Raw genomic sequence first — 24,715 nt, 5'->3', positions numbered from 1 at the left:
ATTGAACAGTAAATCAAAAGGGTTTGCTGTTTTTCTTTTGTTTATATTTATTTTTTTATAAAAAAAAACTGCCTTAATTCAAGACAGTCAATTTTATAAATTTTTAATTATTTTAAAAAGCCCAATTGCCCTTTCTAAATACGGGAACTCTTGTCCCATCCTCCAGAATCCCGTCAATATCCATTTCTGCGTCACCAATCATAAAGTCAACGTGTGAAATTGACTGGTTAATATGAGCTTTTTCCAATTCTTTTTCAGTCATTTTGGTACCGTTTTTTACGTTAGTTGGATATGCGGCACCCAATGCCAGATGGTTTGAGGCGTTTTCGTCAAATAATGTTTGATAGTAAAGAAGTCCTGAGTTGGAAATAGGCGAGTCATTCGGCACAAGAGCAACTTCTCCTATTCTTCTTGAACCTTCATCAGTATCAAGCAGCTGTTTCAAAATTTCATATCCTTGCTCCGCTTCAAAATCCACAACTTTTCCGTCCTCAAAAGTCAATTTAAAGTTGTCAATAATATTTCCTTGATAAGAAAGCGGTTTTTTATTTGAAACATATCCATCGACACGATCCCTGTCTCCAGCTGTAAACACTTCTTCTGTCGGCATATTTGGCAAGAAATCTACTCCTTTTGCATTTTTACTTCCAGCTGCCACCCAGATGTGATTTTTAGGAAGTCCCACTGTCAAGTCAGTACCCTTTGAAGTATAGTGAAGTGCTACAAATTTTTTATCATTCAAAAAATCAGCTTTTTCAGTCAAGTTCTTTCTATGTTCTTCCCAAGCTTTTACAGGATCGGCTTTATCGACTCTTACAGTCTTTAATATTGCGTCAAGCAGCTTTTCCTGTGCAATGTCAGCATCTGTTTCATCTGGGAATACAAGTTTTGCCCAGTCTGCCGAAGGATAGCTTGCGATTGTCCAGGAATTTACATCTGTCATAATGCATGTTCTGTAATGTTTATAGGCTTCTCCAGCATTTTTTGTCAATGCTCCCAATTTTTCAGCGTCAATTCCAGCAAATAAATTTGGGGAACTGCTTAAAATATGGATAAATACGACATTGTTGTCAAGATAGTCATTTCTTTCGTCAATTACCCATTGCGGGATGTGTGAATAGATTTCTTTTGACTGATATTCAGCGTGAAATCTTGATAATTTGTCATCAGTCAATTTTACGTGAACATCACTTGCTCCCACTTGATAAGCTAATTCTGTAACTTTATAGACTAGCGGCAAAGCATCGGTTGTACAGTTTACCCAAACTTTCTGTCCTTTCTGTACATTTGCCCCAATTTTTACAATTACTTCTGCGTATTTACTTAATTTTTCTTCAAAGTTGTTCATTTTATTTTTTCCTTTCAAAATTTGTTATTATTCATGTTTAAGAGCATACTCAAATTCAAATGATATTAGAGTATCTGAAAATGTATCTTTGTATTTTTTAGTAGGGCTAGAATGTTTCCTTTATTACTGGTAAAATACTTTCATTTTCTCATTTTTTTCATTATCTTGATAAAACTGCAAATCATTGTATTTTTCATTTTCAAAAATAACAAGTTCATCATCGTCAGAATTTGAATTCTTCTTTTTTAATTTTTTAAGTCCTTTGCAAAATTTTTTTACAGATTTTTTGGCTTCTTTTACATAAGTTCTATATTTCTCAACATCCATTTTTTCTTTTTCAATTTCTGAATTTTTTACTTTCTCGGCTTGAGAAATTGCTAATTTAAAATCTTTTCCCAGTATTTCCAGTTGATTTAAAAAATTATCGTTTTTTTCATCTGCAAAGTCAATATCATAAAATTTTTTATTAATTAGAGAAATAATGAATTTTATTCGATAAATATTGTATGCGGCGATTTGCCCGCTAGTTTTTAAATTATTTAGTAAATATTTAGCTGATAGGGACTCTAAATTTTGAAATTTTGATTCAATGTCATAAGAATCGTATGATATACAGATTTCTTCGTATTCTTTATCTAAAATTCTGCCTTTTTGAAAATTATCTTTCTTATATTCGTTACTTTTATAATAATTCTCAATTTCTTTCATTTTTGAAATTTTCTTTTCAGCATATTCAAAATATTCATTTAATGGTTTTTCAAAATCTTTTAAAACACTATTATTTTGAATCATATTTTTGAAATATTTCTTTGTTTTTAAATATTCTTTTTCTATTGGATTTACTGGATATTTTGCTACAAATTCCCGTATGTTCATTTCTGAAGGAATAAAAAATTCTTCTTTTTTCCCTTTTTTTATCCTAAAATACATGTCATATCTTAATTCATATTCAAAAAATAGATCTTCAAATTGCCTAACATCTTTTAATGAACTTAAAGTTCTTAATTCATTTAACGGCATATTTTGAAATTTTTCAAATTTTATTTTTTCTTCTTTAGTCATTTTATCAGATTGCGTTTCTTTTAAATTAGAACCATTATTACAGCTAAAAATAAGAATAATAGTCAAAATTAACAAAAAAATTTTTTTCATAGTGCCTCCGTAAGAAGAAATTAATCTTCAAATCCATTTGGATTTTTTTTCTGCCAGTTCCAGGAATCTCTGCACATATCCTCAATAGTGTATTTTGCTTCCCAGTTTAATAATTTTTTGGCTTTTGAGGCATCGGCATAGCAGATGGCAATATCTCCCGCTCTTCGGCCTTCAATTACATAAGGGATTGGTTTTCCGACAGCCTTTTCAAAATTATGCAGGATTTCAAGAACGCTGTAACCTTTTTCACTTCCCAGATTTATTGCCTCAAATCCTACATTTCCGTTAAATAAGTAATTTATTGCGGCTGAATGTCCTGCAGCTAAATCGTTTATATGAATAAAATCTCTTATGCAAGTTCCGTCAGGAGTGTCGTAGTCATTTCCAAAAACGTGCAGCTTTTCCAGTTTTCCTACTGCAACTTGAGTTATGTAAGGTGAAAGATTGTTTGGGATTCCATTTGGATCTTCCCCGATTCTTCCACTTTCATGGGCACCTAATGGATTAAAGTATCTAAGTGCGATGATGTTCCAAGTCTTGTCGGATTTTGCCAAGTCCATTAAAATATGTTCGATTATTACTTTTGTGCGTCCGTAAGGATTTGTAGCTTCTCCCATTGGATCAGTTTCCACAAAAGGCACTTTATCAGAAATTCCATAAACAGTGGCAGAAGAACTGAACACAATGTTTTTTATATCAAATTCCTTCATCACTTCAAGCAAAGTAATCATTCCAAATAGATTATTCTCATAGTACATAAGAGGTTTTTCCACGGATTCCCCAACTGCCTTGAATCCTGCAAAATTAATTACAGCATCAATTTTATTTTCGCTGAAGATTTTTCTCAAGCCTTCCTTATTTTTCACATCAAGCTCATAAAAAGATATTTTTGTTCCAGAAAGTTCTTCTAAAATTGGAATAACCTTTCTGCTTGAATTGCTGAAATCATCAACTATAATTGGATGAAATCCTTTCTTTATCAAGTCTAAAACTGTGTGAGAGCCGATATATCCCGCTCCTCCAGGCACTAAAATTGTTTTCATAAAGACATCCTTCCCTTCTAAAATTTTCTGTTTTCATATTTAAGCAAATTTTAAAATTATCAAACTAACTGTGTAAATTAATTTTTTCCATAATTTCATCAAAAGTTTGAAACCCGTTCAAAGTTTCTGCAATTTTACCGTCTTTAAAAAGTAAAAGCATAGGCAGACCCCGTATTTTAAATTTTGCCCCAAACTCTGGATAATCATCAACATCAACTCTGACAATCTTGCAATCTGAACTATTAGCCACTTCAGCAAGAACCTTTTCAAGCATTTGACAAGGTCCGCACCAGATAGCATAAAAATCCACAAGAGTAAGCCCGGTTTGTGAAACTGTTTCATTTTCAAAGTCTTCTCCAGCATAATTGATGATATTGCTCATATAACTTCACCTCGATTTTTAAATTTATATTTTCTAATATTATACCAATTTTAGTTCATTTCTGCAATTTTAATTATTTGGAAATACCAGATTTTTATCCTTTGTTGGAAAAGTTTGTAATAAATTCGTTATTTAAACGAGATTTAGTATTAACATAAAAATAGAATAAAAAATTGATTTTCATTATTTGATAAGGTATTCTTGGGAAGAAAATTGAAAAAATTAATCATAAAAATATTTTGGTTATCAAAATAAAAATATTTAATTGTAAAAAGTTCAAAAACATTATATAATTAAATAAAAATAACGTGTGTTACAAGTTTTTGGAATATTTTTTTAATTAAAAAAATCAAGCTAAAAATTTAAAAATGCTGTGTTTACTGGAATTTTTATATTTTTATAAATGGCTAATATATGAATTAATAAAGGAGGTTTTATGTTTGAAAAATTTCGGGTGAAGAAGTTATCGAAAGTTGTGCAAACAGTTGTTACACACTTTTTTGAGCAAGTTACAAAAAAAGATTATTTTTCAACTTTTTCTAAAATAAGTTTTTTGAATATTGAAAACGTTGCTTTATTATATGAGAAAAATAAAAAAATTGTAATAAATAAAAGTGATGAATTTTTGAAAATGCTGGATAGACATATTTCAAATTCGGGGATTGATTTATCATTTTTGGAAAATGTTGATTTAAAAAGGCTGGTAGAAAATTTTGAGCGGCTTTGTGCCAACGGGTACATAAATTTTATTGAAAATGATATTAGAAAAAAAATAATTGAAAAAATAACAAAATTGATATATATATTGCCGAAGTTACATTTTTGCAATGTAATTCTGAATTATACTTCGGTAAGTGAAAAAAAGAAGATTAGCAGGGCTCCGCCGTATAATTTTTAAAGATAATCGCAGTTAATTATTTATAAAAATTATAAAATCGGAGGAAATTAAAGTGAATGAAATAAAGGAAATTAAAGAGGAAAATTCAGAAATTTCAAATAAAAAAAACAAAATAGAGGTAAAAGGGATAAAAATAGGGAAATATTTTATTGAAAAACCAATAGTTCAAGGCGGAATGGGTGTTGGAATAAGCTGGGACAGGCTTGCTGGGAATGTCGCAAAAAACGGATGTCTTGGAACAATAAGTGCAATTTGCACTGGGTACTACCAAAATATGAAATTTGTTAAAAAGGCTGTAAATGGGCGGCCTCTTGGAACGGAAAACACCTATAGCCGTGAAGCACTTTTTGAAATATTTAAAAATGCAAGAAAAATTTGTGGGGACAAGCCGCTTGCTTGCAATATTCTGCATGCGATAAATGATTATGGAAGAGTGGTGCAGGATGCACTTGAAGCAGGGGCAAATATTATTGTTACAGGAGCGGGACTTCCGCTGGAACTTCCGAAACTTGTAAAAGATTACCCAGATGTGGAAATCGTGCCAATAGTTTCATCAGCCAGAGCCTTGAAAATAATCTGTAAAAAATGGAAGGCGGCTGGGAAAATGCCGGGAGCAGTAATTGTGGAAGGACCAAAAAGCGGAGGACACCAAGGTGCCAAATACGAAGAACTGTTTGCTCCAGAGCATCAGCTGGAAGCAATTTTACCGCCTATTAAAGAGGAACGTGATAAATGGGGGGATTTTCCCATTATTGCGGCAGGAGGAATCTGGGATAGTAACGATATAAAAAATGTTATGGCGCTTGGAGCGGATGCTGTTCAGATGGGAACAAGGTTTATCGGTACTTACGAATGTGATGCAAGTGATGTGCTGAAACAAGTCCTGCTTGACTCAAAGGAAGAGGATATTGTAATTGTAAGTTCGCCAGTCGGCTATCCGGGGCGTGCCGTAAAAACAAACTTAATTCAAACATTGGAGCCTAATACAAAAAAAATACAATGTATAAGCAACTGCATATTCCCGTGTGAACGTGGAAAAGGTGCAAGAGCAGTAGGATATTGTATTGCCGACAGTCTTGGAGATGCTTATTTAGGCAGACTTCAAAGCGGATTGTTTTTCTCGGGAGCCAACGGCTGGAGATTGAAAGAACTTGTGCCTGTAAAGGATTTAATAGATGAACTTATGGCAGGAATTAGTTAGGATTACAGTGGATGATCAGGAACAAGGGGTAAATTCAAGTCCCCTTGTTTTCTACTTTTATTTGCATTCTAAGATTAAAAAGGAAATTAAAGTTTAAATAAGGCAATCGAAATGTTTTAATTGTTAAATTTAAGTTTTTTAGTAAAAGTCAAAATTTATTATAGGAAAAATTGTCTTTTATTAAAGAATTGAGATTATAAATTAAAAAATTGAGAATAAAAAATGGAGAGAGAAATGGCTAGAAATATAAGCATAAGGAGAGTAATAGATATTCTCCTGGATAAAAATGTCGATGAAACAGAGAAAAAGAAGAAAAAGTCAGCAAAAAAGCATCAGTCAATGAAGCCGATGACAAAAAATACTAAATTAAAGGAACTTAACGATTCAAGTCTTTTGTATGTTCCGCTTTTACAGCATATAGGAAGCCCGTCGATTCCAGTAGTGGAAATTGGTGATTACGTAAAAAAATATGAGAAAATAGGAGAAATTTCAGGCAGCATATCGGCTAATATACATTCGCCAGTGTCTGGGGATGTTGTTGATGTTGTTGAGCATTTTATTGCAAATGGAAATAAAGTAAAAACCGTTATTATTGCAAATGATTTTAAGAATAGTGAAGAAAGCCTTGTAAAAAGGGAACTTAGAGATTTGAAGCTAATAAAAAAAGATGAAATTTTTAAGATAATAAAAGAGGCTGGAATAGTCGGGCTTGGAGGGGTACAGTTTCCAACCCATATAAAATATGATATAAAATTTAGGAAAGTGGAAACGCTTATAATAAATGGGGCGGAATGTGAGCCGTATCTGACTTCTGATTATTCAGTTATGAAAAATTACACGAAGGAAATTTTCCGTGGGCTGAAAGTTATACAGAAATTGCTGAGCCCGAAGGAAATAGTAATTGGAATAGAAGAGGAAAATAGCGAGTTAGTCAAAGTATTTGAAGAAATGGGAGAAGAGGAAGAATTTGACTTGAAAATTCAGCTGTTACCGACAATTTATCCACAGGGGAGCGAACTGCAGCTGATAAACACCGTTACAGGCAAAAAAATCCGAAAAGGAGAACTGCCGCTGGAAAAAGGCGTAGTTGTGAGCAATGTAAGTACAGTAAAAGCGATTTATGATGCGTTTTTTGAAGGTAAACCGCTTATAGAGAGAGTTGTTACAGTTTCTGGGGAAGAAGCGAGAAATATAGGTAATTACAAAATAAAATTCGGGACGCCGCTTTATCATATTGTAAAAGAATTGGATATTCGGAATGAAGAAAAGGTTATTTTTGGCGGGCCTATGATGGGAATGGAAATTTTTGATTCACGAGTGCCTGTGATTAAAGGGACTTCTGGAATATTGTTTTTAAGCGCAGAAGAAATTGAAAGGAAAAACTGTATTTCTTGTGGTTATTGTGTGGAAGCCTGTCCAATGAACCTTATGCCTTTTGAGTTTGCAGATTATTATGAAAAGGGGAAATACGAACAGATGGTCGCAGCAAATATTCAGAACTGCATTGAATGCGGAGCGTGCGAATTTGTGTGTCCGTCCAGAGTTCCGCTAATAGAAAGCATAAAAACAGGAAAAGCAATCTTGTCGGAAATGGAGGAGAGTAAGTGATGACAGATGAAAAATCGTTGCTGGAAGAAATACTGGATGTAAAAAACAAGAAAATTAAAAATGGGCTTTTAGAGAGTGATGATACAGTTTCAAATTCAGAAAATGAAAGATTATGGGGAAAAAGAAAGATTAGCCAGTCAAGTTTGAATAATAGCGGAAAAATAATAAAACTGGAAAAAACACGGAATGAGAAATTAAAAAGAGGAACAATTGAAAAAGAAGAAAATAAAAAAGTAAAAAATGAGGAAAAGCAAAATATAAAGGCAATCGTAAGTGCAAATACAAGTAAATCAAAATTACAGGAAAAATCAAATGCAACGAATGAAAAAAATTTAGAGAAACAGGATGAAAAGCTTAAACGAAAAAAAATAATAAGAAACTTTTTTAAAAAAAGACAAAAGACAAAAATTTCATTTACTCCATTCGTGCGAACAGATGTTGAAGTGAGAGACGTTATGAAAGATGTAATTATAGCCTTATTTCCAGCTATAATTGCGGCTGGGATCGTTTATGGGCTAACAGCCCTCCTAGTAATAGCGGTTTCGGTTTTATCAGCAGCAGTAACTGAAAAGCTGTTTTCAGGAATATTTTTGAATGACAAGAATTCCACACACGATTTATCGGCAGTTATAACTGGAATTTTGCTGGCTTTGACGTTAGCGCCGCTGACTCCATTGCCAGTTGCCGCTTTTGGGGCGAGCATGGCTATAATTTTTGGGAAGCTGATGTATGGGGGGATTGGGAAAAATGTGCTTAATCCGGCGGTAGTAGGACGTGAATTTATGATAGTTTTTTTTCCAGCGGTAATGTCCTCTGGAACAATCTGGTTTAGTCAGGAAGCACTAAGATTATCAAAAATAAATTTCTTTGTAAATTTTCAGAAAACACCGCTTATGAGCTATTTAGATGAACTATTGCTAACTTCTTCAGGTTCGTTAGGTTCATATTCTGTATTTGCATTAGTTCTGGGAGGGTTGTACTTATTACTAAAGAACCGCATTTCATGGCACATTCCAGTAACTTTGCTTGTTACATCGTTTATTGCTACAATGTTTTTAAAAGGTGGAATTTCTGTTTCAACGGGAGGACTTTTGCTAACAGGAATATTTATGGCGACTGATATGCCGACAAGTCCAGCATTTGCAGGCGGAAAGATTTATTATGGAATAATGATGGGTATTGTAATTGCGCTTCTGTCAGTGCTTGGAATAAAAAATGAAACGTTATCGTATGTACTGTTAATCCTAAATCCATTTACGAGATTTATAAATAAGGTGTTCCGTCCAGTTGTATTTGGGTACGATGTGAAAGAAGAAGCGGGGAAACAGATTGGAAAAGGAATATTGCTTACGCTGGGAATACTTGCTTTTGCACTAATTTTTATAGGATTACATAAAATAGGAGCTATTCCATATCTAGTTTATTTATATATTTTAGTATTAACACTGAGATTAATAAGAAACGACAGAAATAAAAACAGAAAATTCAAATAAAAAAAGGAAATTAGTCAAATAACTGGCTTAATTTCCTGAAAAATAAATTTGTGCAAGGATAATAAAAATAAAAATCCTTGCATTTTTTTAAAAAATAATACTTGTCTTTTCCTTTTCAAAAATCAAATTTTTTTCAATTTTCTCATCCGCATCTTCCATAAAATCAATAAAGCATTTCTGATTTTCATATTTATGATTCAATATTTTCAATTTATCCTTAGTTTCAGATCCAAGATGGTTGTCCTCCTTTAAAATATTCCGTACATCCTGATTCAGCACAAGCACTTCATTTATTGAAATTCTGCCGCTGTATCCGCTGGAACATTCATCACAGCCTTTTCCCATACATTTCTGGCATTTTTTACCAACGAGCCGCTGTCCAATTACCCCAATTAATGAATCTAGTATCAAATATTTCGGAATGCCCATATCCATTAGCCTAATTAATGTGGAAACTGCATCGTTTGTGTGAATTGTGGAAATTACGAGATGTCCTGTTAATGCTGCCCTTACAGCGATTTCTGCAGTAACTTCGTCCCTGATTTCTGAAATTACGATAATATCAGGATCATTTCTTAATGTGGCTTTCAGCACTTCGGCAAATGTTACTCCGATATTCTGGTTTACCTGTATCTGAACAATTCCGTCGATTTTGCTTTCAACAGGATCTTCCACAGTTATAATTTTTTTTCTTCCGTCATTTAACATATTTATTAAGGATTTTAAAGTCGTAGATTTTCCAGAGCCTGTTGGTCCGCTCACGAGTATCATTCCGTATTTCCTAGTTAAAATTTCATCTAACATTGCTATGCTTTGATTTGAAAATCCCAGTGTTTCAAGGCTTATATCTTCCAGATAGTTTTCCAGAATACGTAAAACTACGCTTTCTCCACCAATTGTCGGCATATAGGCGGCTCTTATGTCGTAACGCTTGTTAAGATTTTTTATATTCAATAAAAAAGAAAAGCTGCCATCTTGCGGCTTTCTTTTCTCTGCAACATTCATTCCCGCCAAAATTTTTATTCTGGCAATAATTTCTGTAATATTTTTTTCAAGAATCTTTTTATTTACAGATTCATATAATTTCTGGCTTTCTTTAAGGTATCCGTCAACACGGTATTTTATTTCCATTCCTTCCAGCAAGTCAAATTTTATGTGAATATCGCTGGCACGCTCCCTAAATCCTGTTTTTACAATTTCATTTAGATAAGAAACTGTGTCGTTTGATAACATATTATTTTTTTTATTATCAGAAATATCCTTCAGTTTTACTTTTTCAGTTATTTTTTCATTCATTGTCCTCAATTTTCCTTCCCAATTTTATATTTTTTAGTGTATTTATTTTTAATTATTTCTTTTTTACGCTTCCGGCATTAAATTCTTCCAGCACTAATTCTGTCTGTTTTTTCAATGTTTTAAACAATGCCTTCTTAATTAAATTGTACCATTTCAAAGTGGCACGTTGAGCGTCAATCCCCTTTAATGTTTCCTTTAGCTGCAATTTAAAAAAGTCAACTTCTTCATAAGAAAGTTTTACGTTTTTAGTTTTTTCCTTTTTATTTGCCTTTGTTATTTTTACTTCATTTTCCAAATATTTGAAGAAACTAAATACATTTGGCAGCTGTTTTTCATACTGGATCATCATTTTTCTCATTTCCTCGATCATTCTTGTCAAATAACTTCTTGACATTTTAGAAAATGTAACATTGACTTTTCTTTTTCCCTTTCCAATTTTCTGTACAATCTGCTGCATTTTAGCCTGCGATTTTGCATTTATTAAATCCATGTTGCTTACTGTGTTAGGATTTACCATTTTTGCCATAAAAGCTCCTTTCTGTTTTATTATTTCTATATTTATAGCAATTTATCTTAAAACTAAAATAAAAAACTATTTTTTACTTGCTCATATTAAAATTGTTTAACTTTAATAGTTTAATTCAGTGTAGTTATTTAAAATTTTCCATTATTTCTGTAAATGAAACATTACCTTCCCTCAATAACGAGAATTTTCCATTTTCATATTTCACAATTGTAGAGGGGTTGCCTGTCAATTCCGTATTTTCATTTTGAACGACGGCATCCACATTTTTTAACAGTTCTTTACTCAGGCTTTTAGCCTTGGTAACAGCATTTTCACCTGAGATATTTGCACTTGTGGTTAATAAAACGCCTCCAGATTTTTTTATTATTTCCAGGGCAGTTTTGTTTTTTGGAATGCGAATTCCGATTGTTTCCATATTTTTGTCAAAATTTTTTGTGAAATTCTGATTTGCCTGAAAGATGACAGTTAGTTCTCCTGGCCAGTATTTTTCAAGGATATTTTCAATTTTTTTCATATTTTCATCGGTTTCATCTATTAATTCTGACAAAATTTTTTTATCGCTGATTAATGCAATTATTTTTTTTGAAAAATCCCTTTTTTTTATTTTATAAATTTTTTCCACATATTTTTTTTCTGGAAGAGTGCCTATCCCGTAAACAGTGTCCGTTGGAAATATGGCAACTCCTCCCTTTTTTAAAATATTTACTGCATTTTGAATTTTAGTCATCGTTACCATCATCAACCGGCATTTCAAATAAGTCGCTTATTGGATTATTTGTAGCAATTCTTTTTATTATTTCCGCCAACATTTTACTTGTTGATAAAATTTTCAATTTGTCGAATTTTCTGTCTTCAGGCAATTGGATTGTGTCAGTTACCACAACTTCTGTAAAGGCTGAGTTTTTTAATCTTTCGATTGCAGGATCTGAGAATACGGCGTGTGTAGCACATGCGTAAACTTCCGATGCTCCTTTGTCAATCAGAGCCTGCGCCGCATTGCAAATTGTTCCTGCCGTGTCAATCATGTCGTCAATTAAAATGGCTTTTTTCCCTTTTATATCTCCAATAATGTTCATAACTTCCGAAACATTTGCCTTCGCACGTCTTTTGTCAATTATTGCAAGCGGTGTATGAAGCCAGTTTGCAAGCCCTCTTGCTCTTTTTACGCCTCCAACGTCAGGTGAAACAACAACAGTATCTTCCGGGTGGAATCCATATTTTATAAAGTGTTTAGCCAAAATTGGCAATGCTTCCATATGATCCACTGGAATGTCAAAAAATCCTTGAATTTGTCTTGCATGTAAATCCATTGTAACTACTCTTGTAGCTCCTGCAACAGTAAGCAGGTTTGCAACAAGTTTTGATGTGATTGGCTCACGCGGACTTGCCTTTCTGTCCTGCCTTGCATATCCGTAATAAGGAATTATCGCAATAATTTCTCTGGCTGATGATCTTTTAATCGCATCAATAAAAACTAAAAGCTCCATAATACTTTCATTTACAGGTTTTGAAGTAGATTGGATGATAAACACCTTGCATCCACGTACACTTTCATTTGACTTTGCAAAAGTTTCTCCATCAGCAAATCTTACAATTTCAGCAGATGATAAATCCATATCCAAATATTTTGCAATTTTTTGCGCTAAAACTTCACTTGATGTTCCTGCAAATATTCTTATTCTGCTCTTGTCTTCCTTGGTTAATGTTATCATTTCATTTCCCTTTCTCTCTATATTTTGAATTTTTATTAAAGCATTTTTATTTTCCATTAAATTATAAGGTATTAAATTTACATAATAAATGTTTTATAACATTTTCTGATTTTTTGACATTTTTCCAAATGTTTTACTTGTTTTTTTCTTTATTTACTTGTCTTGCCCTTCCAAATGCAAGCGTTTCATCAGGAATATCCTTTGTGATGACAGAACCTGCAGCTGTTAAGACTTTAGCCCCGATTTCCACAGGTGCTACAATTATTGAATTGCTTCCAATAAAGGCATTTTTTCCAATTTTTGTCTTATGTTTATTTTTTCCGTCATAGTTGCAAGTAATTGTCCCTGCGCCAATATTTGTATCTTCCCCGATTTCAGCATCTCCGATATAAGTCAAATGCCCTGTTTTTACACCTTTTTCAAGCGTAGCATTTTTTATTTCCACAAAGTTTCCCACATGTACAGTCTGTTTTAAATGCGCCTTTGGACGTAAATGTGCAAACGGCCCAACAGTTACTCCTTCTTCAAGAGTAGATTTTTCGACAACAGAAGCCTCTATTTTCACATTATCAGCAATTACAGAATTTTCAATTCTTGTATTTCCCAGGATTTCACAGTTTTTTCCGATTTTTGTATTTCCTTGAATTGTAACATTTGGATAAATTATAGTATCTTGCCCAATTTCAACGCTATCTTCAATATAAGTTGCATCTGGATCAATTAGAATTACGCCATTGTCCATAAGTTCAGTATTTTTTCTATTTCTTGAAATTTTACTTGCCTGTGCCAACTGGGCTTTTGAGTTTACTCCTAAGATTTCATCTTCATCTTCAATTTGAAAGCTGTCAACTTTATAGCCTTCTGTTGATAAAATTTTTATGGCGTCTGTTAAATAATACTCACCTTTTGAGTTATTATTGTCAATTTTTTCAATTGCATAGAGCAAACTTTCTTTCTTAAAGATATATACGCCTGTATTAATTTCATCTATCTTTCTCTCGTCTTCATTCGCTTCCTTTTCTTCGACAATATTTGAAATTGTGCCATTTTCTTTAACAATTCGTCCGTATCCGAATGGGTTTTTAACTTTACATGAAAGCACAATGCAGTCAAGATTTTTTTCCTTAAATACTTTTTTCAGTTCTTCCAATGTTTTTTCTTTTAATAATGGTGTATCACCATAAGTGATAAGGACATCTTCATCATATTCCTTAATTTTATCCTTTGCAATCAAAATTGCATGACCTGTCCCAAGTTGCTGTTCCTGCGTAACATAAGCGATATTTCCCATTTCAGCCAGAACATCCTCTTTTTTATGCCCTAGAATAAAAATATTTTTTTCATTCCCAATATTTTCAAGCACGCTCACAACTCTTTTAATCATCGGAATACCATTCACCTTGTGTAAAACCTTTGATTGATCGGACTTCATACGAGTCCCTTTTCCCGCCGCCAAAATTAACGAAATCATCATTCCTCCTTCAATTCAATAATCAACAATAAAACATTTGTCTTTAATTTACTCAAGCTATAAAAAAATATAGTGTTTAAAAAAACTCAAATTTTTGAGCCTAACATTAAAATTATTTTACAAGTTAATTATATCAATTTTTTCTGATTTATTCAAATATTATGGAAAAGTTTTTTATTTGTTAAAATGTATTGCAAAAAACTTTAAATTTAACGAGATGTAACCTTATGCATAACAATAATCTGTTATATATAAAATATGAATATCTAAATAATTTATATTCAACGTTTTAATAAATTGTAAATTTTTATCCAATACTTTTAATTGTAGTCTTTTATTTTCCAATTTTGTTACTATCCCAACTTTACTGTCTTCAAAATCTTCATTGTCAATAAAAATAAATAACTTATTTTTCTGACAAATTTTTAAAATTGAAAGATAATCTAGTTTGTTAATGTTTTCAAAATATTTATTTAAGTTTATTTTTTCAATATACTTAATCTCAGTAAATGGTTTAGATATTTCTTCAATAAATTCTTTTTGGATAACTGTTACAAATTTTTCAGCTGCAAAATCAGGAATTTCTTTTAAAACTAAAAAATTTTCGTTTTCCATAACAATATTTCCAATATAAGTTTTTCCAGCAAATAATTTAATTTTATGAATCTCAAAATTTTTATTTATCTTTTTTCTATCAAAAAATTTTATCAGCCGAATATAGTCTTTAAAAATAATTTCTTTAGAAGTTACATTCAAATTGTAATCCAATATTTCCAAAAAATATTTTTCGCCAACTTTTTTAGTAATATAGCAAATTTCTGTTGTTTCATCTTTTAAATGCAGAAAAACTAATGTTTTATTTTTTATAATATTTTCTAAAATATCATCAATGAAGTTTAAATTCTCTTTATACAACCATTTATAGCTGCTTTCTGTCTTATCTAATAAGTTAGTTCCTAAATTTTTTATATAGTCTGAATCAAAAATAATTCTTTGAATTTTATTAATTTGATAAATTTTCATTCCATCTTCATTATTTTGAGTATCATAAGACTTTAAAAGCAAGTAATTGTCCCAAATTTTTAGAATATTTCCAACAGAAAATCCATCAGTATCAAATCTGTAAATTCCAATTTTATCTTTATTTTTTAAATTTAATAAAAATTCTTTCATTTTTTCTCCATCAAAATATTTATTATTTATATATGTTCAATAATTTGAGTTTTTTATTTATTTTATTGTAATTTTAAATACATACAGTTTTTAGACAAATCAATTATTTATTTTTTTCCTCAATTTCAGTATCACTCTCATTATAATTCAAATGAATCCTTAAAGCCTCGAGAGAAATCTGTATTTCCAGAAGAGAAAACAGCAGTGAAATTATAAGCAACACCAGACTTGCTGCAAAACTGATTTTCCCAACAAAATCTACCTGAAAAAATAGAAATAACATCGAAATAGCACACATTAATAAACTTGAAACTCCGAAATACTGCATCTTCTTAATATAATTCAATCTTTTTCTCAAATTTTTAACCTGATAAAATTCATGCTCCACTTCCCCACTCGAATCCATCTGTCTTACAATCGCTGTAAGAGCCAGAAATCTGTTAGTGTATGCCAGCAAAAGAAGAGATACCGTAGGAAAAAGAACTGCAGGCGTAGTTATTTCCAAAGTCATATTTTTCACCATCCTTTTAAATTTTTATAGTAAATTTGTTTAATAATTAAAATTTCAATATTGTGTTTTATTTTAATTATAATTGAAATTATTAAAAAATGTAAAATAAAAACGCAAGGACTGTAAGTCTGCCCTTGCTTAAAATAATTTTATTTATTAAGATTAAAAGGAATCTGGTGACGATAATACATTTAAGTCCTTGTCTATTTCAAATATTAAAGGTTTTCCTGTTGTTAAGTTCAGTTTTAAAATATCATCATCGGAAATATTTAATAAATATTTTATCAAAGCTCGTAAACTGTTTCCGTGAGCTGCCACAATAACGTTCTTTCCTTCCTGCAAACTTTTAGAAATATGTGAATGCCAATATGGTAAAACTCTTGCAATTGTATCTTTCAGGCTTTCTCCTAGCGGCGCTTCGGAATCAGACAAGCCAGCATATCTTCTGTCCGCCTTTGGATAATATTCACTTGATTTGTCTATTGCAGGCGGAGCAACGTCAAAACTTCTTCTCCAGATAAGGACTTGCTCGTCACCGTATTTCTTGGCAGTTTCAGCTTTGTTTAAGCCTTGTAATGCTCCATAATGACGCTCATTCAATCTCCAAGATTTGTAGACTGGAATGTACAGCTCATCCAGTTCTTCCAGAACATAGTTTAAAGTTTTAATAGCTCTCTTTAAATAAGACGTATAGGCGACATCAAAAACTAATCCCATTTCCTTTAATGCTTTACCGCCAGCCTTTGCCTCTTCAATTCCTTTTGGACTTAAATCCACATCTTTCCATCCTGTAAATTTGTTTTCTAGATTCCATTGGCTTTCACCATGTCGAATTAATACTAGTTTCATTGTTTCCTCCTCCTGATAAAGCCCCAGTTGAACTAATAAAAAGCGGCTTTATTTTACTATTTTGTTTCAGTTTCTATAACTGTTTCTGTAACAGCTGTAGTTGTAGATAGCTCTTTTTCAGCGATTAAATCTTCAAGATGTTCTTTTGTTGCCATTAATTCTTCAAGATTCATGTTATCATAAGTCGCTTCCGAAGATGTTTTTATGTTTATCCCTTGTTTTCTTAAAAAACTGTCAACTTTATTTTGATTTTTTTTATACAGGTAGTAGCCTGCTGCCACAGTTCCTACTCCAATTGCTGCGCCTACCAAGTGTTCCTTTTTAATGTTTCCGAATTTTATCATTTTTTTATACCTCCAAATTTTCATTTATTATTATTTTTATTTACTGTAAATCTATATATTTATCATCCGATTCATTACCCATCCTGTTGTTAAAAAATATATGATCTATCAAGTCGCTTAAGTTTTCAATAGAATTATCGTTTTTTACGTCAACGACATAATGAAATTTTCCATTATTGGCTTTTAGACGATAAATTCTCACTTCCTTGTTTGAAAAGTTATTCAGTACGAGATGCCGTCCAAAAGTTGTAAGCCACATAAGCGCTATCGCTGTAACCGATCTGTTTGCCATGTAAGATTTGAGCAAGTACAATGCAGGCAGTATTTCAATGTCAAAAAATCCTTTGCGCTGTGTTTCCCTGTAAGCATGCTCTATAATTGCTGCGGTTGTCAGTCCTGCTGTAAAGTTGTTTATGTCTATCTGTAATTTTTCAACTTTGCTTTTGCCAAGCCCATACAGGAAAGAGAGCAATATTGCGGCTCCAGAATAAACAGACAGTGAATCTACTGATTTTTCCTCAAAATCTTCGACAAGTCTTACTGAAATCATATTATGCTCAACCGACAGGGCGGTTGCAGTTCGGTAAATTATTTCATCTATTGAAATTTCCTCGGGTTCAAATGTAATAAGTAAAGTATTTATAATTTTGTTATATCGCAAGGCTGTATTTTTTGTTTCTACTTCTATCGTTTCAAAAAATTTTTTCTGGTTAATAATGCCATGTGAGATTTTGAATCTGACACGGTTTGGTAATTTATGCAGTATTGTTAAGGTTAGTTTTTTCATAATTTATTCAAACTCCTTCAAAATTATACTAAAAAATACAAAAATTCCTATTTATTAACATCATATTTTAATAGACGCAATGAATTTCCAACTACTAAAATCGTTATTGAATTATGTAAGATTGAGCTGTATATTGCAGGCAGAAGCCCTGTTGCGCCTAACACAAGGGCAAAGCTGTTTATCCCTATTGCCATTGCAAAATTCTGTTTTATTATTTTTACAGTGCTTTTGGCTAAACCTACCACACCCGGTATTAGTAGCGGATCATCAGAAGTTATTGTAACATCGGCAGCTTCCATTGCAATATCTGTTCGTGAACTTCCCAGAGCTATTCCCACATTTGCGTAGGAAAGGGCAGGAGCATCGTTTATTCCGTCACCTATCATAATAACTTTTGAACCGATTGAACGGAATTTTAAAATATCTTTAGCCTTGTCCTCAGGCAGCAGTTCAGATTCGTATCTGTCCATCGACATTCTTGAAGCAATGGTTTCAGCCTGCTGTCTTAAATCTCCTGTTAGCAGCACAATATCGTCTATTCCTTGATTTCTTAGTCGATTCATTGCCTTTTTTATATTTTCCCTAGGAGGATCTGAAACGCCGATAACACCTATTAAATCACTGTTTTTAGCCACATAAATTACAATTTCCCCGCGATTTTGCATTCCTTTGACTATATCACCTGCCATTTTAAGTGAAATATCATTTTCTTCCATATATTTCTGGCTTCCCACACGGATAATATCCTTATTTACAAAAGTTTCTATTCCTCTTGCCACTTTGACAACGGATTCCTTATGTTTTGGGATTTTTAATCCTCTATTTTTAATTTCATTCAAAATTGCGCTTGCCAATGGATGTGATGAAGTTTCTTCAGCTGCGGAAGCCAGTGCGAGCATTCTGTTATCCTTCATATTTTTTCCAAAAGTTTTTAACGTTTGAATTTTAGGTTTTCCTTCTGTAATTGTACCTGTTTTGTCAAATATCACTGTGTCAGATTTTGAAAGTTCTTCCAGATAGTTGCTTCCTTTGATTAGGATACCATTTTTAGCCGCTGTATTAATTGAAGCTGAAAATGCTGTTGCCGTTGATAGCCTTATTCCGCATGAATAGTCGATCACAAGCATGCTGAGGGCTTTTTGCAAGTTTCTGGTTGAAACGTAGACAATTCCAGCAAGTAAGAAGTTTAGCGGGATTAACTGTGCGGAAAATGTATCGGCATAAGATTGAATGTCAGCTTTATTAAAGGAGGCATCTTCCACTAATTTTATAATTCTGGAAGCTGTCCTGTCATCTCCGACTTTTTCAGCTTTTACAGTAATATTTCCGTTTTTTAAAAGTGTTCCTGCAAAAACTTCTTCCCCAATCCTTTTGGTGACAGGCATATATTCCCCTGTAATTGGTGACTGATCAATTATTGCCTCGCCTTTTTCAATTATTCCGTCTACACTTATTTTTTCCCCAGTCTGAACAAGTATCAAATCTCCCTTGCTAATTTCTTCAATTGGAACTTTTCTGGCTGTTTCCGCATCATCAGACTGTTTCCAGACATAGCTTTCCCCAACGCTTAACATATCTTTAATTACGCCACGTGTTTTTTTCATTGTATAAACAGTCAGCAGTTCCGCAAATCTTTCTAAAATCATAATTGTCAAAGCTGTGCGTTCGCTTCCTAAGATAATGCTGCTGACAATAGCTGTGGAGCTTAGTGTATCTGCATTAGGACGCTTATTCTGAATCAAGGAGTAAATTCCATTTTTTAAAACAGGCAGGGCTAAGGAAACTGTTGACAAAGTCTTGTAGTTGAATAGCCTTCTAATTCCTGTTAATTTTGTCTTTGGATTTGGCAGCAGAAGTAACAGCGCAGCGGCGCCAATGTTTTTTATAATTTTCCTTGGAGATTCTTCCTGCAGGCGTCTTTCAATCACGTATTTGTTTGATACCTGTCTTTTCTCATTTTTATATATGTCTACCAGATATGTATTTAATGTATTTTGAATCAAGGATATCAGATTTTCGCCAGTTAATGAGAAATTGTCAAAATAAACAAGAATAGTACCTGTGATATTTGAAATTTCGACACTTTGGATATAATGAACCTGCATCAGCTGCTTTGTTATTTCTTCCTTATGAACTCCAAGATATTTCAAAGCCCTTGATTTTATTCTGATTCTTCCACGAATTTCGTGTAGAATCTCGCAATCCAGCAAATAGTTCTTATTTAACATAGAATTCCCTTTCTTTTCTTTTATTTTTGCAATAATTAAAGTTCTTTAATTATGTTATAAAAAGTATCCAAGTTATCTTCTATTTCCTTCAAGGATTTATTTTCATATAATTCGGAATGATTAATCACCGTTTTCCAGACTTTATTCAGCCAGTCCAGTATCTGTTTTTCTGAAATCAGCCTTATATCATAATAAAGCAGAATTTTATTTGTTATATATGAATACTCAATACTTTTTATACCTTTTTTTGATAAAATAAGTTCTGTAACCTGATAATCATATTTTTTTAATTCTTCCGGAATATCTGATAAATTTGGGACAGAAAGCCTTAATCTGCCAGGAATACTGTGTACAACCTTTATTTGGTTAAACATCAGATATGTAGCCTTAAATAAATTTTCCAACATTATTTTCTTTTCCCTTCTGATAAAAAAATAAAAGCCCACCACAATAAAGTGGCTCCTGCAGGCAATTCTGGAATTTTTCTTAATTTTTTAATTCCATAAAAAGCAAAAATCCCTGCAACTGCTGTCTTTAAGTCCAGATAACCTTTACTTTTATTGTAAATAGCCATATCCACCGCTTCAAATGTTTGTTTTAACAATATTTTTATTTTTCCAGGTTTATTTTTTAAAGCTTCTTTTTCCAGATGGAGTAATTTTATAACAATTAAATATAAAAACGAACTCTCGATAATTTTTTCATCAAAATAAATCAAGATGCTTCCAGTAATAGTATTGACTTTCACTGAATATATCCCAGGTAATTGCCGTGTATTATTTAAAAATTCCTGCTCCAGTTCCAGGTTCTCCTTTAACGCATCTGTTTGAAGCCTCAAACGTCCATTCTGGTAATGCTTTACCTGAATAACGCCATAAAAATTTTGCAGCATAACTGACTCCTTAAATATTTTTATAATTTATTATATACCTTTTTATTTTAAATTACAAGAATATAATCAAATTAAATAAAATGAATGTTAAAAAATAGTTTTACCAAAAAAATAAGGGCATTTTGGCACGCCCTTATTTTATGAAAAATGGAAATTTTAAAATTCATATTCCCCGTTCCACGTAATGAACAGTTTAACAAGCTCTTCCGCTACTTTTTTGTTTCTAATGTTAATGTCTTCAAAAGTCCAGTCAGTCTTATCTGCTGGAATCAATTCCCTTACATATTTAATTTTAGATTTTTTATAACTTGCTTTCTTTTTGTCAAAAAAGTTTTCTGAAGCCTTAATTGACAGTTTTTTCTCAAAAGGAATCTTATTTCCAATGTAGTTTATATACTCTTTAACCTGCTTGTTTTCTATGCTTTCTGAGAAACGGTTGCTCCATTTTTGTGGTAAAATGTATTCAATTTCCCATTTTTCAGGCAAAAGTTCATCCTGATTATTATAGACAACCATTTTCAAGATCATACGCACAAGATTTTTGTTAGGCGTTTTTACTTTTTCCTGAAGTACAGAAATTGGAATGTTTTTGAATGCGATTTTTGGTGAAATATTATCGATTATGTCTACATTTAATTTTAGAATATCAGATTTTACAGCTGAAACGCTTGGTGTTACAAGATAATTTGCAGTTAATTCCAAAAACAGCTTTCGCAAAAATTTCAAGAAATATGTTTCAAAGTTTTCTTTATCGCCATGAGCCAGATAGTATACAACAACAGGATATTTCCAAGATTCATTCGGATAAGCCGACAAAGTGTCTAAAATTTTAATAATCTGGATATTTTCCGTCCAAGGTTTTTCGTCAATTGACTCACGTCTGTTCATAACAACCCATAAATCCAGAATTTGATCCAAATTTTTTAATAAATTTGATTTATAAAGTCGTGCAAATCCGCCTTTCGAATAAAAACGCCTCAGTCCAAGAGTCATAGTCGCCATATCCTTTTCCGCAGCCCTTAAATAGAACATGTAATAATAAAACAGCTGCTTTACATTTTCTTTGGCATAAATTGCCCGTTCACTCAGATTTTTCCATTGCTTTATAAACATTTTCTTGTATTCTTTTTTTATTCGGTTATACATTTTTGCCTTAAAAATGTCGGCTTCAGAAAGAGGCAGCCCTCTGTCATTCAATGTTGAAAATACACTTAAGGCATCGTCCTGCGAATCTGTCTTTATCGGGAAAATAACTGCCCTGTTTAAAGTGTAGTAAATAAACTCCAGCATTAATGTCGGACTTAATTCACAAAGCTTGTCGAATAGCTTTTGAAATAAAATGTAGTTTTTGGAATAATTGTCAGTGGCTTTAGGATCAGCAGCGCCTGTTTCCAAAATATTCTGTAAAATTTTATTCCCTTCATTGTCAATAACTCTTGAATTAATTAGTACACTTGTGTAGTCAACTTCTCCAGTAAGTTTTTCCTGCTTCCATAATGCTGGCTGAATCTGTCTTATAAAATTTTCCTGTTCCACAGTTTTTTTCTCATAGGAAGTCAATTTTGTATAAATTGCCCGCAAAAGCAGGAAGAGGGAAGTTATTCTCTGCTGCCCGTCAATAATTTCCTGCTCCCCATCTTCATTTTCATAAGAAACAATACTTCCCAAAAAATATGTTCCTTCTATGTTATTGCTTTTTTTAGTTTCACTTTCTGTAAATTCCAGTAAATCATAAAATAACGTCTTAGTTTCATTTTCAGTCCAGGAATATGGCCTTTGATATTCAGGTATTAAGAACGTCTGATCTTTACCGCTTTCGAGCAGCTGCTTTATACTTTGCTTATTTACTTGTATTGTTGCAACCATAACGCCGTTGCCAAAAATCTATAAAAACATGTTTTCAAGTTTTTCTATATTCTTAGTTTTTATATATTGGCAACTTCCTCCTTTCACAATTTTATTTTTTTCGTATTTATTGCTTGCTTTAGTTTTTTCTCTTGAGTTTCTGTCGGATAAATTCTAATTTTTTTGGACAATATCATCTTCCATCAACTCCTTAATTTATATGATATTCTGTTCTATAATATATATTTCAATAGCCCCTCCTCATTTCTTTATTTCTTTATTTACAAATTATACACTATTTTCAGGCTATTTTTCAACTATAAAATTTTTTCCCATAGTAATAATACATAAAATAGGGCTTAAAAGTTATAGTAAGTGATTTTGTCCTTGTTTAGTTTGGTTTTTAAGGAGTTAATGGCTATAATTTCAGTGCTTGCAATTATTTTTTAAATATGTTATAATCAAAATGATAAAAATTCATATAAAAAATAAAAAAATAAAATAATGGAGGAAAAATTAAAATGGCAAAAGCTAAATTTGAAAGAAGCAAACCACACGTAAACGTAGGAACAATCGGACACGTAGATCACGGAAAAACTACTTTGACAGCGGCGATCTCAAAAGTGCTGTCTGACAAGGGGCTGGCTGAAAAAGTTGATTTTGAAAATATCGATCAGGCTCCTGAAGAAAGAGAAAGAGGAATTACAATCAACACAGCGCACATTGAGTACGAAACAGATAAAAGACACTATGCCCACGTTGACTGCCCAGGCCATGCGGACTATGTAAAGAACATGATTACAGGGGCGGCGCAAATGGACGGAGCAATCCTGGTAGTATCAGCGGCTGACGGGCCAATGCCTCAAACAAGAGAACATATCCTGCTTGCAAGACAAGTAGGGGTGCCTTACATTGTAGTATTCTTAAACAAAGTTGACATGGTAGACGATGACGAGTTATTAGAGCTGGTTGAAATGGAAGTAAGGGAACTGCTTAATGAATATGATTTCCCAGGAGATGACGTTCCAATAATAGCTGGATCAGCATTAGGGGCATTAAATGGTGAAGCAAAATGGGTAGAAAAGATTATGGAATTGATGGATGCAGTTGACGAATATATCCCGACACCAGAAAGACCGGTTGACCAACCATTCCTTATGCCAATTGAAGATGTATTTACAATTACAGGAAGAGGGACAGTAGTAACAGGAAGAGTGGAAAGAGGAGTAATCAAGGTTGGTGAAGAAGTGGAAATCGTAGGAATCAAGCCGACTTCAAGAACAACTGTAACAGGAGTGGAAATGTTCAGAAAACTGTTGGATTCAGGACAGGCTGGAGACAATATTGGAGCATTGTTAAGAGGAACTAAGAAAGAAGAAGTAGAAAGAGGACAAGTGCTTGCTAAACCAGGAACAATCACTCCACATACAGGATTCAAGTCAGAAGTATACGTGCTTACAAAAGATGAAGGAGGAAGACATACACCATTCTTTACAGGATACAAGCCACAATTCTATTTCAGAACTACTGACATCACAGGAGAAGTAAACTTGCCAGAAGGTGTGGAAATGGTAATGCCTGGAGATAACATTGAAATGACAGTGGAATTAATTCACCCAATCGCAATGGAAGAAGGATTGAGATTTGCGATAAGAGAAGGTGGAAGAACAGTAGCTTCAGGAGTAGTAGCAACTATTATTAAATAGTTTTCTGTAAAAAACTTTCCTGAAATATAAAAGTAAAAATATATATTTTATAGTTTTATAATTTTTTAAAAAAATAAGATGTTTATAATTAAAATATAACTAATGATAGCACTTAATTAAATTATTAAAATTTTTTTTGGATTTATTTATGGTGCTATTGTTTTTTTTCAGTTTATAAGGTATAATATTTATGAGAATTTATAGAAATATTACGCTTTATGTTATCTATAAATATTTGATATTGAAAATA

24 protein-coding genes are annotated in these 24,715 nt (G+C 32.3%); 5 read left to right on the top strand and 19 right to left on the bottom strand.

Annotation, left to right across the window (positions count from 1 at the left end):
- Nucleotides 1–112: 112 nt before the first annotated feature.
- The 4 genes from HW275_RS04870 to HW275_RS04855 all read right to left on the bottom strand — a co-directional run bounded on the left by HW275_RS04870 (nt 113) and on the right by HW275_RS04855 (nt 3,925).
- Complete coding sequence (locus HW275_RS04870; protein WP_178935504.1) at nt 113–1,348, bottom strand: aminopeptidase; 1,236 nt, start codon at nt 1,346–1,348, stop codon at nt 113–115.
- 123 nt (nt 1,349–1,471) lie between these two features.
- On the bottom strand, nt 1,472–2,500 hold the full coding sequence (locus tag HW275_RS04865) for a DUF3829 domain-containing protein (protein WP_178935503.1): 1,029 nt from the start codon (nt 2,498–2,500) through the stop codon (nt 1,472–1,474).
- Between the two features lie 20 nt (nt 2,501–2,520).
- Complete coding sequence (galE, locus tag HW275_RS04860) at nt 2,521–3,543, bottom strand: UDP-glucose 4-epimerase GalE (protein ID WP_178935502.1); 1,023 nt, start codon at nt 3,541–3,543, stop codon at nt 2,521–2,523.
- Nucleotides 3,544–3,607: 64 nt separating this feature from the next.
- Complete coding sequence (locus HW275_RS04855; RefSeq protein WP_178935501.1) at nt 3,608–3,925, bottom strand: co-chaperone YbbN; 318 nt, start codon at nt 3,923–3,925, stop codon at nt 3,608–3,610.
- A 436-nt stretch (nt 3,926–4,361) separates the two neighbouring features.
- Here HW275_RS04855 and HW275_RS04850 point away from each other — a divergent pair, with 436 nt between their 5' ends.
- The 4 genes from HW275_RS04850 (at nt 4,362) to HW275_RS04835 (ending at nt 9,125) form a co-directional block, all read left to right on the top strand.
- The gene (locus HW275_RS04850; RefSeq protein ID WP_178935500.1) at nt 4,362–4,823 is read left to right on the top strand and encodes a hypothetical protein; all 462 of its coding nucleotides are present in this window, start codon (nt 4,362–4,364) and stop codon (nt 4,821–4,823) included.
- A gap of 61 nt (nt 4,824–4,884) precedes the next feature.
- The gene (locus tag HW275_RS04845) at nt 4,885–6,024 is read left to right on the top strand and encodes a nitronate monooxygenase (RefSeq protein ID WP_370464345.1); all 1,140 of its coding nucleotides are present in this window, start codon (nt 4,885–4,887) and stop codon (nt 6,022–6,024) included.
- A gap of 234 nt (nt 6,025–6,258) precedes the next feature.
- The gene (rsxC, locus tag HW275_RS04840; protein ID WP_178935499.1) at nt 6,259–7,632 is read left to right on the top strand and encodes an electron transport complex subunit RsxC; all 1,374 of its coding nucleotides are present in this window, start codon (nt 6,259–6,261) and stop codon (nt 7,630–7,632) included.
- Nucleotides 7,632–9,125: an RnfABCDGE type electron transport complex subunit D gene (locus tag HW275_RS04835; RefSeq protein ID WP_218975089.1), complete on the top strand. Its 1,494-nt coding sequence runs from the start codon at nt 7,632–7,634 to the stop codon at nt 9,123–9,125. Before rsxC ends, HW275_RS04835 begins: the two co-directional genes overlap by 1 nt.
- An 87-nt stretch (nt 9,126–9,212) precedes the next feature.
- Here the strand turns inward: HW275_RS04835 and HW275_RS04830 are convergent, their stop codons facing one another.
- The 15 genes from HW275_RS04830 to HW275_RS12540 all read right to left on the bottom strand — a co-directional run bounded on the left by HW275_RS04830 (nt 9,213) and on the right by HW275_RS12540 (nt 22,956).
- The gene (locus HW275_RS04830; RefSeq protein ID WP_178935498.1) at nt 9,213–10,421 is read right to left on the bottom strand and encodes a GspE/PulE family protein; all 1,209 of its coding nucleotides are present in this window, start codon (nt 10,419–10,421) and stop codon (nt 9,213–9,215) included.
- 52 nt (nt 10,422–10,473) lie between these two features.
- Entirely contained in the window at nt 10,474–10,947 is a 474-nt protein-coding gene (locus tag HW275_RS04825; RefSeq protein ID WP_178935497.1) for a viral A-type inclusion protein, read from the bottom strand.
- Between the two features lie 124 nt (nt 10,948–11,071).
- Nucleotides 11,072–11,674, bottom strand: coding sequence for an L-threonylcarbamoyladenylate synthase (locus tag HW275_RS04820; protein ID WP_255460017.1), 603 nt, complete (start codon nt 11,672–11,674; stop codon nt 11,072–11,074).
- The gene (locus tag HW275_RS04815) at nt 11,667–12,659 is read right to left on the bottom strand and encodes a ribose-phosphate pyrophosphokinase (protein ID WP_178935496.1); all 993 of its coding nucleotides are present in this window, start codon (nt 12,657–12,659) and stop codon (nt 11,667–11,669) included. The genes HW275_RS04820 and HW275_RS04815 overlap by 8 nt, the downstream gene beginning before the upstream one ends.
- Nucleotides 12,660–12,792: 133 nt before the next feature.
- On the bottom strand, nt 12,793–14,130 hold the full coding sequence (glmU, locus tag HW275_RS04810) for a bifunctional UDP-N-acetylglucosamine diphosphorylase/glucosamine-1-phosphate N-acetyltransferase GlmU (RefSeq protein ID WP_178935495.1): 1,338 nt from the start codon (nt 14,128–14,130) through the stop codon (nt 12,793–12,795).
- Nucleotides 14,131–14,355: 225 nt separating this feature from the next.
- Nucleotides 14,356–15,303 carry a hypothetical protein gene (locus tag HW275_RS04805; RefSeq protein WP_178935494.1) on the bottom strand — a complete coding sequence of 316 codons (948 nt, stop codon included), beginning with the start codon at nt 15,301–15,303 and terminating at the stop codon, nt 14,356–14,358.
- Between the two features lie 103 nt (nt 15,304–15,406).
- Complete coding sequence (locus tag HW275_RS04800; protein WP_178935493.1) at nt 15,407–15,814, bottom strand: DUF2721 domain-containing protein; 408 nt, start codon at nt 15,812–15,814, stop codon at nt 15,407–15,409.
- A 162-nt stretch (nt 15,815–15,976) separates the two neighbouring features.
- Nucleotides 15,977–16,663, bottom strand: coding sequence for a 2,3-diphosphoglycerate-dependent phosphoglycerate mutase (gene gpmA / locus HW275_RS04795; RefSeq protein ID WP_178935492.1), 687 nt, complete (start codon nt 16,661–16,663; stop codon nt 15,977–15,979).
- Between the two features lie 56 nt (nt 16,664–16,719).
- Nucleotides 16,720–17,007, bottom strand: a complete 288-nt coding sequence (locus HW275_RS04790) for a hypothetical protein (RefSeq protein WP_178935491.1) — start codon at nt 17,005–17,007, stop codon at nt 16,720–16,722.
- 40 nt (nt 17,008–17,047) lie between these two features.
- Nucleotides 17,048–17,794, bottom strand: a complete 747-nt coding sequence (locus HW275_RS04785; protein WP_178935490.1) for a hypothetical protein — start codon at nt 17,792–17,794, stop codon at nt 17,048–17,050.
- 47 nt (nt 17,795–17,841) lie between these two features.
- Complete coding sequence (locus HW275_RS04780) at nt 17,842–20,022, bottom strand: heavy metal translocating P-type ATPase (protein WP_178935489.1); 2,181 nt, start codon at nt 20,020–20,022, stop codon at nt 17,842–17,844.
- A 35-nt stretch (nt 20,023–20,057) separates the two neighbouring features.
- The gene (locus tag HW275_RS04775) at nt 20,058–20,429 is read right to left on the bottom strand and encodes an HMA2 domain-containing protein (protein ID WP_178935488.1); all 372 of its coding nucleotides are present in this window, start codon (nt 20,427–20,429) and stop codon (nt 20,058–20,060) included.
- Complete coding sequence (locus HW275_RS04770) at nt 20,429–20,914, bottom strand: HMA2 domain-containing protein (protein ID WP_178935487.1); 486 nt, start codon at nt 20,912–20,914, stop codon at nt 20,429–20,431. The genes HW275_RS04775 and HW275_RS04770 overlap by 1 nt, the downstream gene beginning before the upstream one ends.
- Nucleotides 20,915–21,070: 156 nt before the next feature.
- Nucleotides 21,071–22,780 (bottom strand): DUF262 domain-containing protein, encoded by a 1,710-nt coding sequence (locus HW275_RS04765; RefSeq protein ID WP_178935486.1) that lies wholly within the window; start codon nt 22,778–22,780, stop codon nt 21,071–21,073.
- A gap of 83 nt (nt 22,781–22,863) precedes the next feature.
- Complete coding sequence (locus tag HW275_RS12540; RefSeq protein ID WP_178935485.1) at nt 22,864–22,956, bottom strand: helix-turn-helix domain-containing protein; 93 nt, start codon at nt 22,954–22,956, stop codon at nt 22,864–22,866.
- A 324-nt stretch (nt 22,957–23,280) separates the two neighbouring features.
- Here HW275_RS12540 and tuf point away from each other — a divergent pair, with 324 nt between their 5' ends.
- The gene (gene tuf, locus HW275_RS04755) at nt 23,281–24,465 is read left to right on the top strand and encodes an elongation factor Tu (RefSeq protein ID WP_178935484.1); all 1,185 of its coding nucleotides are present in this window, start codon (nt 23,281–23,283) and stop codon (nt 24,463–24,465) included.
- Nucleotides 24,466–24,715: the final 250 nt, after the last annotated feature.

Origin of the sequence: Leptotrichia sp. oral taxon 223 (assembly GCF_013394795.1) — a bacterium.
Lineage (GTDB): Bacteria > Fusobacteriota > Fusobacteriia > Fusobacteriales > Leptotrichiaceae > Leptotrichia.
This window is presented reverse-complemented; position numbering and strand designations above follow the sequence as displayed.